Genomic DNA, 14,972 nt, shown 5'->3' with positions numbered 1-14,972 from the left:
TTTTATTTGTACAAAAGAAGTCATTCGCTACTCTTCGCTAATAACTTCTTTTGGTTCATCATCTTGAGGTGTTAACTCAACAACCGCTTCGTCAACACGCTGTAAGCCACGTGGTAATTTATTACCCCTACGCCCTCGCTCACCATGATAATGCTCTAAATCACTTGGTTTAAGTGTTAGTTTACGCTTACCAGCATGAAGCGTAACACTGCTTCCTAGTGGTACAACAGCAAGCACTTTTACAAACTCTTCACGGGCTTGTACTTTAGCACCTGGTATAGAGATGATTTTATTACCTTTACCCTTACCTAATTTTGGTAAGTCTCGCAGCGGGAATAAAAGCATTCGACCTTCGTTAGAAATAGCCATACAGTAATCGCTAGCAACATCGTTCACTCTAATAGGAGAAAGTAATATTCCACCTTTAGGGACACTTACGAGCGCTTTACCGTTTTTATTTTTACTAACTAAGTCTTTAAAGTCGGTAATAAAGCCGTAACCTGCATCTGACGCCATAAGCAATACTTGCTCGTCTTCACTCATTACCACGTGCTCAAAATTAGCGCCTGGTGTTAAGTTAAAACGACCTGTCATTGGCTCGCCTTGGCTACGCGCCGAAGGTAGACTGTGCGCATCAGTTGCAAACGCCCGCCCTGCTGAATCTAAAAATACCGCAGGTTGATTACTCTTACCACGAGCAGAGGCTCTAAAGCCGTCACCTGAGCGATAATTTAAGCCTTGTACATCTAAGTCATGACCTTTACCAACGCGTGCCCAACCTTTGTCTGATAGCACAACAGTAACTGACTCTGACGGAATTAAATCTTTTTCGTTAAGTGCTTTCGCTTCTGAGCGCTCAATCACTGGTGAGCGACGATCGTCACCGTACATTTCAGCGGCTTCTTGAATTTCTTTTTTAAGCAGTGTCGACATACGACGTTCTGAGCCCAAAATTTGCGCTAATTTATCACGCTCTTTAGCCAGTTCGTCTTGCTCACCACGAATTTTAAACTCTTCAAGTTTTGCTAAATGACGAAGTTTTAATTCTAGAATTGCTTCTGCCTGCGTATCAGTTAAATCAAAGCGCTCCATTAATACAGGCTTTGGTTTATCTTCGCTGCGAATGATTTCAATCACTTCATCAATATTTAAAAAGGCGGCTAACAAACCCTCTAAAATATGTAGACGTGCTAATACTTTATCTAAACGATACTGCAAACGACGACGCACTGTTTCGCGTCTAAATATTAGCCACTCACTTAAAATACAGCGTAAGTCTTTAACTTGCGGGCGGCCATCTAGGCCTAGCATGTTTAAGTTTACTCGGTAATTTTTTTCAAGATCGGTGGTTGCAAATAAGTGCGCCATTAATGGCTCAGCTTTAATGCGGTTTGAGCGCGGAATAATTACAATGCGTGTTGGATTTTCGTGATCTGACTCGTCACGTAAATCGGCAATCATTGGTAATTTTTTAGCGTTCATTTGCGCTGCAATTTGCTCAAGTACTTTACCACCAGAACATTGATGCGGCAGCGCTGTAATAACAATATCGCCATGCTCTTCGGTATAAACCGCACGCATTTTGATAGACCCACGACCGGTTTTATATATTTTATGAATATCGGCTTTTGGGGTAATTATTTCAGCATCTGTTGGGTAATCTGGTGCATGTACAAGCTCAAGTAATTCTTCAAGCTCTGTTTTTGGTTTATCAAGTAATAAACAACATGCACTAGCCACTTCACGTACGTTATGTGGCGGAATATCGGTTGCCATACCTACGGCAATACCCGTTATACCGTTTAGTAAAATATGCGGTAAACGAGAAGGCAGTACAACAGGCTCATCCATTGTACCATCAAAGTTTGGTGTCCAATCGACGGTGCCTTGGCCAAGCTCTTTTAATAGTACTTCTGAAAACTTAGATAAACGCGCTTCGGTATAACGCATTGCTGCAAACGATTTAGGGTCATCTGCCGCGCCCCAGTTTCCTTGTCCATCTACCAAAGGGTAGCGGTAAGAAAACGGCTGCGCCATTAATACCATCGCTTCGTAACATGCACTGTCGCCGTGTGGATGGTACTTACCAAGCACGTCACCCACTGTACGGGCTGATTTTTTGTACTTAGCGTTAGCCGACAAACCCAGTTCGCTCATCGCATAAATAATACGACGCTGTACTGGTTTTAAACCATCACCTACATGCGGTAAGGCGCGGTCCATGATCACGTACATGGAATAATTTAAATAGGCGTCTTCGGTAAAACGCCCCATTGTTTGTTGCTCAATTCCTTGCATTAGCAAGGTATCTGTATCACTCATTAAAGCTTACCTAGTTTTTCTTATAGCTTACACGGTAGATTACATTGGCGTAATCATCGCTTACTAACAGACTGCCGTCACCTAATTCTGCAAATGCAACAGGGCGTCCAAATGTTGTTTCGTCTTTCATAAAGCCAGTAATAAATGGCGTATATTTAGTTACGCGACCTACTTCAATTGTTGCTAGCCCTACTTTATAACCTGACTTTTTAGAACGGTTCCATGAGCCATGTTCAGCAACAAATAATTGTTGCTTATAGCTTGCTGGAAATTGCTTACCGTTATAAAAATGAATACCCAGTGGCGCTACATGCGCAGCAAGTGCAAGAGCTGGCGACGTGTAATCGGCAATATTTTTACCTTCCCCAAACTCAGGGTCAATAATTGCGCCGGCATGAACATACGGAAAACCAAAATGCTCACCTTCTTGCGTTGCACGGTTTAACTCATCAGGCGGAATATCATCGCCCATCATGTCGCGACCGTTATCACTAAACCATAAAGCTTGAGTAGCTGGATGAAAATCAAAACCGACGGTGTTTCTAACGCCCTTGGCTATTGTTTTTATTTGTTTTGTTTCTACATTAAGCGCAAAAATACGACCAAAACGTTCATCCTCAGCACAAATATTACACGGTACACCCACCGGAATGATTAGCTCGCCCGTTGGTGCAAAACGTAAAAATTTCCAACCATGATGACGCTCGCTCGGTAATGCGTCATAAACCACATCAAATTTTGGATCTTTTAATTGGGTATCAATATTTTTAAAGCGAATAATACGATGTACTTCGCCTACGTATAAATCGCCATCTTTAATTGCTATGCCAGAGGGCATATTTAGGCCTTTAGCCACAACAATTTTTTTATCTGCTACGCCATCACTATTATGATCAATAAGCGCATATACGTTGCCCGCTTTACGAGAGCCAACATACACAATACCTTTTTTTGAAACAGCTATTTGACGTGCATTTTCTACATCATTTGCAAATAAGCTTATTTCAAATCCCGGTGCTACGGTGAGCTTATCGAGTATATTTTTCGCCATTACAGGAGCGGTAGTCAGCCCAAGTAACAGCAAACTTCCTAGTAGTTTTTTCATTCGCCTCTCCTAGTGTTAAGCACAGGTAATTAAACGAGTGCCTTGTTACCATGATCTTCTAACCATTGACGACGATCAGGCGATCGTTTCTTAGCAAGCAGCATATCCATCATTTCCATGGTTTCTACCTCTTCATCAAGCGTAAGCTGCACTAAACGTCGTGTATTTGGATCCATCGTGGTTTCACGCAGTTGTAACGGGTTCATTTCACCCAGACCTTTGAATCGTTGTACGTTTACTTTTCCGCGTTTTTTCTCGGCTTCTATGCGCGCCAAAATAGCGGTTTTTTCTTGCTCATCAAGTGCGTAATAAACTTCTTTACCAATATCGATTCTAAATAATGGCGGCATTGCTACATACACATGCCCTGTTTTTACTAACTCTGGGAAATGGCGAACAAACAGTGCACATAATAGTGTTGCGATGTGTAGTCCATCCGAGTCAGCATCGGCCAATATACAAATTTTATTGTAGCGTAATGCCGACATATTGGTTGATTCTGGATCAATACCCAGCGCCACTGAAATATCGTGTACTTCTTGTGATGCTAGTATTTGGCCTGACTCAACTTCCCAGGTATTCAAAATTTTACCACGTAGCGGCATGATAGCCTGAAATTCACGGTCTCTTGCTTGTTTAGCAGAGCCACCAGCAGAATCACCTTCCACTAAAAACAATTCGGTACGGTCGTTATCAGCCGCGCTACAATCGGTAAGTTTACCCGGTAAAGCAGGACCTGCAGTAACACGTTTACGCACTACTTTTTTAGCTGCACGCAAGCGAGTTTGCGCATTTGAAATACATAACTCAGCTAATAACTCTGCGGTATCTGTATGTTCATTTAACCATAAACTAAACGAGTCTTTTACAACCCCCGATACAAACGCAGAACACGAGCGTGATGATAGTTTTTCTTTTGTTTGACCGGCAAATTGAGGGTCTTGCATTTTAACCGATAACACGTAACTACAACGATCCCAAATGTCATCAGGAGTTAATTTCACACCACGAGGGAGTAAGTTTCTAAACTCACAAAATTCACGCATTGCTTCAAGTAAGCCTTGGCGTAAACCATTTACATGCGTACCACCTTGCGCGGTAGGAATAAGGTTTACGTAGCTTTCAGCTATTGATTCACCACCTTCTGGTAGCCATACAACAGCCCAGTCAGCGCCTTCAATTGAACTTTTAAATTCGCCAACAAACGGGTCTTGCGGTAATGTTTCAAAACCTTTAATTGCTTCAACTAAATAATCTTTTAAGCCTGTTTCGTAAAACCATTCTTGGGTTTCTTTTGTTTGCTTATTAACAAACTTAATTCGCAGCCCTGGACACAAAACGGCTTTGGCTTTTAATAAATGATTAAGTTTAGTAATTGAGTAGTTTGGTGAATCAAAGTAGCTAACATCAGCCCAAAAACGAACCGTAGTGCCGGTGTTACGCTTACCGACTGTACCAATTACGTTTAAGTCTTCTACTTTATCGCCGCTTTCAAATGCCATTCTAAATTGCTGAGCGTCGCGCCTTACTGTTACTTCTACACGCGTAGATAACGCATTTACTACCGAAATACCTACGCCGTGTAAACCACCCGAAAATTGATAGTTTTTATTAGAAAACTTACCACCGGCGTGTAATTTAGTGAAGATCAATTCAACCCCAGGGATACCTTCTTCTGGGTGAATATCAATAGGCATACCACGCCCGTCATCACTTACTTCAAGCGAGTTATCTTCGTGGAGTATTACGTCGATACGAGTAGCATGACCAGCCATAGCTTCATCGACACTGTTATCGATAACCTCTTGGCCTAAATGATTGGGACGTGTTGTATCTGTGTACATCCCTGGGCGTCGTTTTACCGGATCTAATCCATTAAGTACTTCAATGGCTTCGGCGTTATAATTTTGATCACTCATAGTTTTTGTCTTTATATCCGCTAAGGCTCTAATACGTTTTACTAGTTTTATTGTTATATGCGCTAAAGCGTTAATATAGTAACTAACCTCAGTTCAGGCTAACTAGTTTTACGTGATTTTAAGAAAATCTACAATACTTGCAAAGGTGCGTTCAAATTCAACGTAGCTATGATCGCCACCAAATTCTATCAATTGCTTGCATTGCGAATAATATTTTACTGCGTGTTGAAAGTTCAACACTTCATCGCCTGTTTGCTGTAATAAGTACAGTAACTCAGGGTATGCTAATTTATCTACAGCGAGTAATTTAAGTGCCTCAATATGACTGTTATTTAAATCGTAATGATAATCTTGATACGGATTATAATTAGGTCCAAGTAACGACTGTAATAAATTATAGGGTGCGACCGCGGGATTAATAACCACTGCAGGAATTTGATAACGCTGCGATAAATACGTGGCAAAAAAACCACCTAACGAGCTACCTAATAAAACGGTATTTGGCGTTAGTAATTGTTCAAGCTCAATTATAGCTTGTAGGGGCTCGTGGTTTAAGTTCGGTACACAATAATCAACGTCATAGTTTGCCATAAGCTCACCAAAGCGCACAGCTTTATATGATTTTTGTGAACTATTAAAGCCATGAATATAAATTACGCGTTTAGCCATACTACTTCCGTTTTTACTTCTACTTTATCTTTTTTACTCTTTATATTTAGCGTTCTGTAAGCTGGCCCCGCATTTTTTTGCTCCCACTGTGAAGTGTGCTTTACAAACTGTATTGAGCTGGCCGGGGTCGCATATATGGGCAGCCCTCTAAAACTTTGTTCGTAATCATTGTGCACATGCCCATGAAAAAGCGCAGATACATTATTACTATTAACTAAGATATTTAAAAGCTGTGGGCCATTTTCTAATAAGTGTTTATCAAGGTAGCCGTTTATTGGCAGCGGATTATGATGACAAAATATAACTTTACTATTATTCGAGTTGACTAAAGCGTCCGTTACTTCATCTAAATGCGTGCCAGTAACCCATCCTGCGGGCGTGGGCCCTTTAGAATTAATAAGAAGTAGCTCAATCCCATTAGCAATGATATGTTTAGCCGAATTTATTTGCCCACCACTTATGCGATTAAGCATTGCTAGTTCATCATGATTACCTGGCACCCAAAATACAGGACAAGTAATGTCACTGGCATTTATAAGTTCACTAAATAATAAGTACGATTCAAAACTATGATCTTGTGTTAAATCACCACCAAAAATAATGCAGTCTATTGATTGTTTTGCTATGTGTGCCAAGGCTTGTTCAAAATGATCTGCGGTATTTACAGTAAAGTACTCACCGCTTTTGTCTGCAAATAAATGGCTGTCAGTAATATGAGCAATTTTTAAAGATGATTTATCAAATGTATATGTATCATCAAACCAAGCCATTATTTACATCCCAATTTAACGTCGCTTGTCCGTGCTCTATACAGGCCACTAACCAATCGTATAAAAAAGCATTAAGTTGATACTTTTCATCTTTTTGATGCATTTTAGGGTTAGGGTATCCATAAGATGGTTTTATGCGTTGATGGTAATCGTGATGAACAATTTCAGCCACTTTGGCATCGTGATACATGCGTACCGTTAAATACAGTGGCGTAATCCCTTTAACCATTCCTGTTAGCTGCTTAATTGAAATATCCATGGTGTATTTTGCGCTGCCATCTATTTTTGTAGCAAACTCACTGTTGCCAAGTTTAACTTCACGAATGCTTCCTATATTGCGCTCGCTCGGTAACAACTTTAATAGTCGCACATAGTTATGCTCACAAAGTGTTAAATACTTTGGGAGGCTCTGAATATATCGCTTTGTTGCTAATTGTGCTGTCAAAGTACCACCATAATATTAGTAAGAGTTTATGCCCATTTACTTGCCATTTTTTCACGATTAAGCGCAAGCCACTGCATACAAATAACCGTTGCCGCATTATCCATTTCACCGTTATTGAGGCGCATTAGCGCATCATCAACTGATAGAATGTGAGTTTTTATATCCTCCCCTTCAGTTTCAAGACCATATACACCTGATTTCACTTGGCTTAAGTCAGTACGCGCTAAATATAAATGTAAGCGCTCAGTTGTGCCACCAGGGCTTGATAGGTATGAAAGCATAAATTCAAGTTCAGTTAATTCAAGCCCAGCTTCTTCATACGCTTCTTTTTTTACAACTGATTCGTAATCCGTACTGCCGTCTGTCATTCCGGCTATACACTCTAGCAGCCAAGGCGAATGCTTGCTTTTAATAGCGCCAATACGTATTTGCTCAATTAAAAGAACAGTATCTGATATTGGATCGTAAGGGAGTACTGCAATTGCATCGCCACGTTCTAATATTTCTCGGCTAATAACTTTAGATTTTCCACCCGCAAAAAGAGCATGTTCGAACTGGTATAAATCAACCTGAAAAAAACCTTTATAAAGGTTTTTTGTTGGCTTTAAATTCACATCTTTATGTGTAAATTGAACGAGCTTTTTATCAACCACGTACATACCTCCTACTTATCTAAAGCTTTAAAATGCGTTAATATATTCTGTTACACTTGAACATACTGTTTTACTAATTATTTTTTTTGTTATGCAGTAAAACAGGTTAACATGCTTTTAGTACAAAAATTGTCTAAGGACCGAACCCCACATGAAAAAGAACATTCTTGCGGCGCTAGTTAGTTTATCATGCGCATTAGGTGCAACAGCAGTGAAAGCTGAAGATTTACTACAAGTTTTTGAAATAGCGACAGCTAACGATCCTACTGTTTTAAAAGCAAAAGCCCAAGCCGATGCGCAGTCTTACCAAAGCGATTTGGCGATGAGTGCACTATTACCTCAAATTGGTTTAACTATGGGTTATACAAAAAGCGATGCAACGTCGTACCAAAGCGTTGGCGACTTATCTAACCAAGTAAAAGTTGAAAGTGATACAGACCAATTCTCTCGCGGTGTAAGCTTAAGCCAAACATTATTTGATTTAGGTGCCTGGAATACGTTAGATATTGCCGACAAGCAAGCGCTTCAAGCAAGCGGCCTATACGATGCAGCTAAACAAAACTTAATTGTACGCGTTGCTGAGGGTTATTTTAACGTATTAAGTGCAAGCGATAACCTTGAATTTGTTGAAGCTGAAAAACGTGCAATTGAACGTCAACTTGAGCAAACAAAACAACGTTATGCGGTAGGCTTAACAGCAATTACAGACGTACACGAAGCGCAAGCTCAGTTTGATAACTCTGTAGCTCAAGAAATTATTGCAGGTAATGCTGTAGAAACAGCACGTGAGCAACTTCGTGAGATTACAGGTAAATATCACGAAAAATTAGACTTTTTAAATACAGATACTTTCTCAACAACTAAACCAGCTAAGCGCTCAAGCGACTTTGTTAAAGTAGCTGAAGATAAAAATATAAACCTACAAGTGTCTAAAGTAACGGTTGATATTGCAAAAGATCAAATTGAATTAGCAAAAGCGGGTCATTATCCAAAGCTGACACTAAGTGCTAGTTATGGCGATTCTCTTACAGACAATCAAATAAATGGCGCTAACTTTGATGATCAGCCTCGTTCAGACTCAAGCTCTGTAGGGCTTAACTTTAGCGTGCCTTTATATTCAGGTGGTGCAACAGTTGCTGCAACAAATCAGGCCCGTGCGTTTTACGTAGGTGCGAGCCAAGATTATGAAACAAATTACCGCGCAGTAACTCGCACAGTGATTACATCTTATAACCAAGTTGTTTCAGACATTGCTACTTACAAAGCGCTAGAGCAAGCTGTAGTTTCAGCTCAAAGTGCGCTTAAAGCAACTGAAGCTGGTTTTGAAGTAGGTACTCGTACAATTGTTGACGTACTAGTAAGTACGCAAAATTTATACGATGCAAAGCGTAACCTTGCAGATGTACGTTATCGTTATGTGTTATCTACCCTTCGCCTAAAACAAGCTGCGGGTACATTAACAAGTGAAGATTTAGTTGCTATAAACCAAGGTTTAAAAGCCGCTTAAATCGCATAATTAATGTAGTTAAAAACATTAGAAGCCAGCTAAATGCTGGCTTTTTGTATTTTACAGCGCTTAGCGTTAAACTATCGTTTTTATTCTCAGAGATATTTTTGTGGTCACCTCATCTCCTTTTAAAGCATCTTTTTTGGGCCCTCGATACTGGTTAACGTGGATTGGCGTTCTATTTTTATATTTAATTTCTTGGTTACCGCAAAAACTACAATTGGCAATGGGTAAACAGCTTGGTCGCTTAGTTCATAAATTTATGAAGCGCCGTCGCCATATTGCAGAAGTAAATATTAAGCTGTGTTTTCCTGATATGAGCGAAGCAGATCAAAAAAAACTTGTGCTCAAAAATATGGAAAACACCGGTATTGCAATGGTTGAGACTGGTATGGCCTGGTGGTGGCCGCAGTGGCGAGCACAAAAAGCATTAGGGTCTTTTAAAGGGCTTGAGCACTTTGAACGCGTACAAGCGTCTGGTAAAGGTGTTTTATTGCTTGTACCTCATATTCTGCATCTTGAAATGGCTAGCCGTATTATGGGCTTAGAGTGTCAGGGTGTTGGCTTTTATCGCCCTCATAACAACCCACTAATGGAATACTTTACGACTAATGGGCGCCTTCGCTCTAACGAATATTTAATCGGTCGAAAAGATGTAAAAGGTTTACTAAAAGCATTAAAAAATAAAAAGGTATGTTATTACTTACCCGATCAAGATTACGGTCGTAACCGCTGTGAATTTGTCCCATTTTACGCAGTACCTGACGCTGCAACTACAACGGGTACTCTTATGTTTGCAGGCAGTAAAAACTGCGAAACAATGAGTTTAATAACTCGCCGTGATGAAAATGGTAAATATCACTTAGAAATACTGCCAGAGCTTGAAAACTTCCCCAGTGGTGATAATAAGGCTGATGTAACACGTGTAAATCAACGCATGGAACAATCTGTTAATGCCGCACCCGAACAATATATGTGGCTACACCGTCGTTTTAAAACTCGACCTAATAAAAATACCCCTTCTTTTTATAAAAAGTAATGGTATAACAATAATAGGAACAAATAAGGTGGGGAATAATCATGTGGTTTTGGATTAGACATTTATCATTTGCAGCTGTACTAATAGCACTCGCCGTATATTTTTTGTTGAGTGATGGTTCTTTATTTGATATTAAAAAATCTAAAAATGCAGCTGCCGAAGGATTATCACGTTTTTACTCCTCTATTCGTAACCAAGTAAAAAGTAATAAAGAACGAGATCAATTTGTTTTAAAACTTAAAACACCAGAACAAACCTTAGATAGAGTATTGGCTGAACGTGCGCGAACAGTAGATCCAATGCCTACAAATTGGACTGGAGAAGTTGAGCCTAGACGCTTTGAAAATGGCACAACCCTTAAAGATGTACTTAATCAATATGCTAAAAATGAGGGGATTGAGCTTTACTGGTACTTAAGTAAAGATTACGTAGTTAAAGATCATTTTAGAGTAGACAGCAACTTTACTTCAGCACTTTATCAAATTGGTCGTGCTATAAATGACGACTTTGAGCATGAGGTTTACACTTACTTTTGCCACAAACAAAGAGCAGCGGTTATTACCGAGTTACCATCAGAATTTGTGCGAACAAACTGTTTAAAGCTAAAGGTTTAAGGGTTTACACGTACAAAAAACCCAAGCAAGCGCTTGGGTTTTACAATTCAATTCAATTCAATTCAATTCAATTCAATTCAATTCAATTCAATTCAATTCAATTCAATTCAATTCAATTCAATTCAATTCAATTCAAAAATACTATTCCAAATATTCGTTACGTTAGTAATATCTTGTAAAAAAGCTTCTCGCGAGATCAATTTGCCTTTTTGATCCAAGCTCAACACGTGATAACACGAGCGATAATCAATATACGCTTTGATCAACTGCTGTTTTTGCTCTTTAGTAATACAGCCTATATTTGCTGCATCCGTTAATATTCTTACGTTATCTGAATAAACGGTAAGCTGCTCAAATTCATTAGCGTGTTTAAGTACTAAATATTGCGTAATAAACTCAATATCAGCCATACCACCAACATCTTGTTTTAAGTCAAATTGCTCAGTATTTCCCTTCGCTAGATGGTCGCGCATTTTTTCGCGCATTTTTATTACATCAGCTTTTAGCACGGTATCATCTCGCTGCTGGCAAAGTATATTTTTACGAATTTGTGAAAAACGATCTATCAGATCGTTTTGACCCAAAATTAACCGAGCCCGCACAAGTGCTTGATGTTCCCACGTCCATGCTTGAGTTTGCTGATAGTGATTAAAACTCTCTAGATTGATAGCAAGTAAACCTGATGCACCTTCAGGGCGTAATCGAGTATCAAGCTCATACAAAATACCTGATGCAGTACGAGTATTAAATAAATGCATTAAGCGCTGAGCGAGTTTTAAATAAAACTGGCGAGAATCTATCGGTTTTTCACCATTGGTTTGGCTTGAGCCATCATGATTATGCACAAACACCAAATCTAAATCTGAGTCGTACCCTACTTCTAAGCCGCCTGTTTTACCATATGCAATAACAGCAAAGCCTTTGTTTTCATCATCAGTGCCAGGGGGCATACCAAAACGCTTAACGGTGTTATGCCATGCAATATTAACAGCTTGATCAACAATCGCTTCGGCCAGTACGGTTAAGTGATCGCTTACTTTCATTACATCAAGAACACCGGTTGCATCAGCAGCAGCAATTCGTAATTGATGCGTTTGCTTAAATTGCCTAAGCGACTCCATTTGCAGTTCTAAATCGTCATGCTCTATTCGTAAAAAATACTGCCTTATTTCATCTTTATAAGCGGTTAACGGTGTCGGTTTATAAAGAACAGCCGGGTCTATTAGCTCATCCAGCAATATAGGGTAGCGAGAAATATGCTCGCCTATCCATTTGCTATGACAACACAGTAAAACAAGTTGCTTTAATGCACCTTGGTTTTCGTACAGCAATTCTAAATAAGCAGTACGTGAAATTATCTTATTAAAAATTTGGCAAACCATTGTAAAAGCAGCTGCGCTGGCATTAAAGTCATTTAACTGACTCAATAAAACAGGCATTAATTTATCAAGGGTTTCACGCCCTCGGTTACCTATGTTTACCTTAGACAGTCTTAATTTAAAATCGCTAAGGGGTGTTTGCCATTCATCTCTAGCCTCTTTTAAAAAGCTCACATCACCATGATCCCAAGCACTAATAAATGCGCCTTCACAGGTATCTAGTGGCGCGGTTTCTTCACCAATAACGAGAGCAAACTCACCGTTAACTTGCTTCATTACCTTTTCAATAGTCCTTAAAGTGGCAGAAAAATCAGCTTGTTCTAATAATAAATTTAAGCGCTGCTGATTCAATTCATCATCGGGGAGTGTTTGCGTTTGCTGATCGTCAAATATTTGTAAGTACTGCTCAACTTTTCGCAAATAAAGGTAATTGCGTTTAAGCTCGCTTGCTTCTTGCTCATCTATAACTTGGATGAGGGCCAACTCATTTAATGCTTTAAGTAATGATTGAGTTTGTAGGTTAGCCTCTCGCCCACCTCGTACCATTTGCAGGGCTTGCACTATAAATTCAACTTCACGAATGCCACCAGCACCTAGTTTTATATTATTAGTTAAGCGTTTACGGCGAACCTCTTGTGCAATCATTAACTTCATTTTACGCAAAGATTCAATTACCGAAAAATCAATATACCGGCGATAAACAAACGGCTTTAAAAGCTTAATAAATTCATCCCAATATTTATTAGGTGTGCCAATTAGGCGCCCTTTTAACATTGCGTAGCGTTCCCAGTCGCGACCTTGTTCTTGGTAGTAATCTTCAATGGCATTAAAGCTCATAACCAAAGGGCCACTTTCGCCAAACGGGCGTAGGCGCATATCAACCCTAAATACCTGCCCGTCACCGGTGGCTTGGTTAAGTGATGCAATGAGCTTTTGTGCAACTTTGGTATAAAATACTTGGGCCTCAAGGCTTCTGCGGCCACCTTGGGTTTTTGTACTGCGCGGATATGCAAAAATGAGATCAATATCAGAGGAGTAATTTAGCTCTTGTCCGCCGAGCTTCCCCATCCCTAAAACCATTAATGGCATTGCTTGGTTTTGCTCATCAAGCGGCTCACCATTTACTTTTGCCACCTGTGCATGCGCCCATTGGTTAGCACTATTTATTAGCATGTCAGCCAATTGGCTTATGTAATTAATACTATCGGCAATGGGGTTATTACAGCATAAATCTAAAAAGGCGACTTTAAGCCAGTACTTTTCACGATATTGGCGAAGTACTTTATGGCACTGCACTTCATTAATGTCAGCTAAGTTGAGGTTTTTAAAAGGAGAATCTATTACTCTATTTTGTATTTCGTCTTTGCATAATAGCCAAGTATTTAAATCAGGTTGTGATTCTAAACTGCGCCAAGCAAAGTCGCTTAATGCTAATAACCTTACAACTTCACTTTGTTTACTTTGCTGCGGGTATAACTTTTCAAAGCGCATCAAGCCAAGTTTTTGTAATTGAATAGGAAGTTGCTTTAAGTTACTCATCAATCCTCTCTTTTATATCATCAATAACCGTACTAGAATGATTAAAACCTAGAAAGGTTAACTTAATTAGGATCACCATGTCATATTTGTCTTTATCTAACACTAGTTTTATTGCGATTGCCATTAGTTTTGCGGTTATTTGCATAACTATTTTTTGTTTACGAGTTGTCACTCAAATTAAAGCAAAACAAGCGCTTAAAGATGAGCTAGCACAACACGACAACTTTGCCATGGGTATTAGTTTTGCATCTGAAATATCAGTTGTTATAGCCACTATGGCTTTCTTATTTGACGAAATAAGCATAAGTACCGCACAGTCAAACCCGTTAAAAGTGTTAATTATTATTATTCTTTTATTCACTTTTATAAAAGTGGGTCATTTAATTCACAGAAAATGGATACTTCACAGGTTTAACGAAGAAGCTGCCATACTAAAACAAAATGTATGTGCTGCATTGGTAGATTCAGGCATGTTAATCGCTAACTGTATTATCGCACTTGGCTTGTACACGTGGACGCACACCCAAGGATTCAGCAACTTACTTATTGCTTGTGTTAGCTTTTTTACGCTTCAGGGAATGTTTGCACTGGATAGTAAAATACGAGAACACCGTTTTGCAAAAGCAAATCAAGGAGCTTCGCTACAAAGTAACTTTAACCTAGAGAATACATCTATTGGTATAAGGTATGCTGGTAAATCAATCGGCTTAGCATTGGCTGTGTATGCTGGTTTATCTAGCGCAGCATTTCAAAACGGTAAAATGGTAGAAAACATATTTACACTCGTTATGCATTGCGGTGTAATGTGGATACTGCTTTACAGCTTAACGTATGTGATAAAAGTTATCTCTTTACCAAATATTGATACGGCTCTTGAAATAGACCATCAAGATAATATTGGGGTAGCATGTATAGAGTTTGCTGTTTTTTGTGCTATAGGCTATTTACTTATTAGCATGTTTTCTCTTTAGACCTTTTTACTAAAATACAGCCATTAAAAGTCTGCATTTA

The 14,972-nt window shown here is 39.3% G+C and carries 12 protein-coding genes; 4 read left to right on the top strand and 8 right to left on the bottom strand.

Going from position 1 to position 14,972, the window contains the following annotated elements; all coding sequences use genetic code 11:
- Positions 1-27: 27 nt before the first annotated feature.
- The 7 genes from parC to I6F47_RS09390 form a co-directional block, all read right to left on the bottom strand.
- Positions 28-2,322 (bottom strand): DNA topoisomerase IV subunit A, encoded by a 2,295-nt coding sequence (parC, locus tag I6F47_RS09420; protein WP_024598878.1) that lies wholly within the window; start codon positions 2,320-2,322, stop codon positions 28-30.
- Positions 2,323-2,332: 10 nt separating this feature from the next.
- The gene (locus I6F47_RS09415) at positions 2,333-3,427 is read right to left on the bottom strand and encodes a PQQ-dependent sugar dehydrogenase (RefSeq protein WP_010553286.1); all 1,095 of its coding nucleotides are present in this window, start codon (positions 3,425-3,427) and stop codon (positions 2,333-2,335) included.
- Positions 3,428-3,456: 29 nt separating this feature from the next.
- Positions 3,457-5,346: a DNA topoisomerase IV subunit B gene (gene parE / locus I6F47_RS09410; protein WP_197183735.1), complete on the bottom strand. Its 1,890-nt coding sequence runs from the start codon at positions 5,344-5,346 to the stop codon at positions 3,457-3,459.
- A gap of 108 nt (positions 5,347-5,454) precedes the next feature.
- The gene (locus I6F47_RS09405) at positions 5,455-6,015 is read right to left on the bottom strand and encodes a YqiA/YcfP family alpha/beta fold hydrolase (protein ID WP_007585377.1); all 561 of its coding nucleotides are present in this window, start codon (positions 6,013-6,015) and stop codon (positions 5,455-5,457) included.
- The gene (locus I6F47_RS09400) at positions 6,000-6,785 is read right to left on the bottom strand and encodes a metallophosphoesterase (protein ID WP_024590689.1); all 786 of its coding nucleotides are present in this window, start codon (positions 6,783-6,785) and stop codon (positions 6,000-6,002) included. The genes I6F47_RS09405 and I6F47_RS09400 overlap by 16 nt, the downstream gene beginning before the upstream one ends.
- On the bottom strand, positions 6,772-7,230 hold the full coding sequence (locus tag I6F47_RS09395) for a DUF1249 domain-containing protein (RefSeq protein ID WP_197183734.1): 459 nt from the start codon (positions 7,228-7,230) through the stop codon (positions 6,772-6,774). The genes I6F47_RS09400 and I6F47_RS09395 overlap by 14 nt, the downstream gene beginning before the upstream one ends.
- A 26-nt stretch (positions 7,231-7,256) precedes the next feature.
- Positions 7,257-7,883, bottom strand: coding sequence for an NUDIX domain-containing protein (locus I6F47_RS09390; RefSeq protein ID WP_165725184.1), 627 nt, complete (start codon positions 7,881-7,883; stop codon positions 7,257-7,259).
- A gap of 151 nt (positions 7,884-8,034) precedes the next feature.
- On the opposite strand from I6F47_RS09390, the gene tolC reads away from it, so the two are divergent.
- The 3 genes from tolC (at position 8,035) to I6F47_RS09375 (ending at position 11,043) form a co-directional block, all read left to right on the top strand.
- Complete coding sequence (gene tolC / locus I6F47_RS09385; protein WP_197183733.1) at positions 8,035-9,390, top strand: outer membrane channel protein TolC; 1,356 nt, start codon at positions 8,035-8,037, stop codon at positions 9,388-9,390.
- A gap of 109 nt (positions 9,391-9,499) precedes the next feature.
- The gene (lpxL, locus tag I6F47_RS09380; RefSeq protein ID WP_197183732.1) at positions 9,500-10,429 is read left to right on the top strand and encodes an LpxL/LpxP family Kdo(2)-lipid IV(A) lauroyl/palmitoleoyl acyltransferase; all 930 of its coding nucleotides are present in this window, start codon (positions 9,500-9,502) and stop codon (positions 10,427-10,429) included.
- A 41-nt stretch (positions 10,430-10,470) separates the two neighbouring features.
- On the top strand, positions 10,471-11,043 hold the full coding sequence (locus I6F47_RS09375) for a toxin co-regulated pilus biosynthesis Q family protein (protein WP_024590684.1): 573 nt from the start codon (positions 10,471-10,473) through the stop codon (positions 11,041-11,043).
- Positions 11,044-11,165: 122 nt separating this feature from the next.
- On the opposite strand, the gene glnE is transcribed toward I6F47_RS09375, so the two are convergent.
- Entirely contained in the window at positions 11,166-13,961 is a 2,796-nt protein-coding gene (gene glnE / locus I6F47_RS09370; RefSeq protein WP_197183731.1) for a bifunctional [glutamate--ammonia ligase]-adenylyl-L-tyrosine phosphorylase/[glutamate--ammonia-ligase] adenylyltransferase, read from the bottom strand.
- 77 nt (positions 13,962-14,038) lie between these two features.
- On the opposite strand from glnE, the gene I6F47_RS09365 reads away from it, so the two are divergent.
- Positions 14,039-14,932, top strand: a complete 894-nt coding sequence (locus I6F47_RS09365; protein ID WP_007585393.1) for a DUF350 domain-containing protein — start codon at positions 14,039-14,041, stop codon at positions 14,930-14,932.
- The last annotated feature ends 40 nt before the right edge of the window (positions 14,933-14,972 follow it).

This window comes from Pseudoalteromonas sp. NZS37, from assembly GCF_015864265.1.
Lineage (GTDB): Bacteria > Pseudomonadota > Gammaproteobacteria > Enterobacterales > Alteromonadaceae > Pseudoalteromonas > Pseudoalteromonas arctica.
Note: the sequence above shows the minus strand (reverse complement) of the source record. Positions and strands in the feature narration are given on the sequence as shown.

Coding starts and splice junctions, on each gene's coding strand:
- I6F47_RS09405 (WP_007585377.1), bottom strand. CDS start 6,015: ATGGCTAAACGCGTAATTTATATTCATGGCTTTAATAGTTCACAAAAA.
- tolC (WP_197183733.1), top strand. CDS start 8,035: ATGAAAAAGAACATTCTTGCGGCGCTAGTTAGTTTATCATGCGCATTA.
- glnE (WP_197183731.1), bottom strand. CDS start 13,961: ATGAGTAACTTAAAGCAACTTCCTATTCAATTACAAAAACTTGGCTTG.
- parE (WP_197183735.1), bottom strand. CDS start 5,346: ATGAGTGATCAAAATTATAACGCCGAAGCCATTGAAGTACTTAATGGA.
- I6F47_RS09400 (WP_024590689.1), bottom strand. CDS start 6,785: ATGGCTTGGTTTGATGATACATATACATTTGATAAATCATCTTTAAAA.
- I6F47_RS09365 (WP_007585393.1), top strand. CDS start 14,039: ATGTCATATTTGTCTTTATCTAACACTAGTTTTATTGCGATTGCCATT.
- parC (WP_024598878.1), bottom strand. CDS start 2,322: ATGAGTGATACAGATACCTTGCTAATGCAAGGAATTGAGCAACAAACA.
- I6F47_RS09415 (WP_010553286.1), bottom strand. CDS start 3,427: ATGAAAAAACTACTAGGAAGTTTGCTGTTACTTGGGCTGACTACCGCT.
- I6F47_RS09375 (WP_024590684.1), top strand. CDS start 10,471: ATGTGGTTTTGGATTAGACATTTATCATTTGCAGCTGTACTAATAGCA.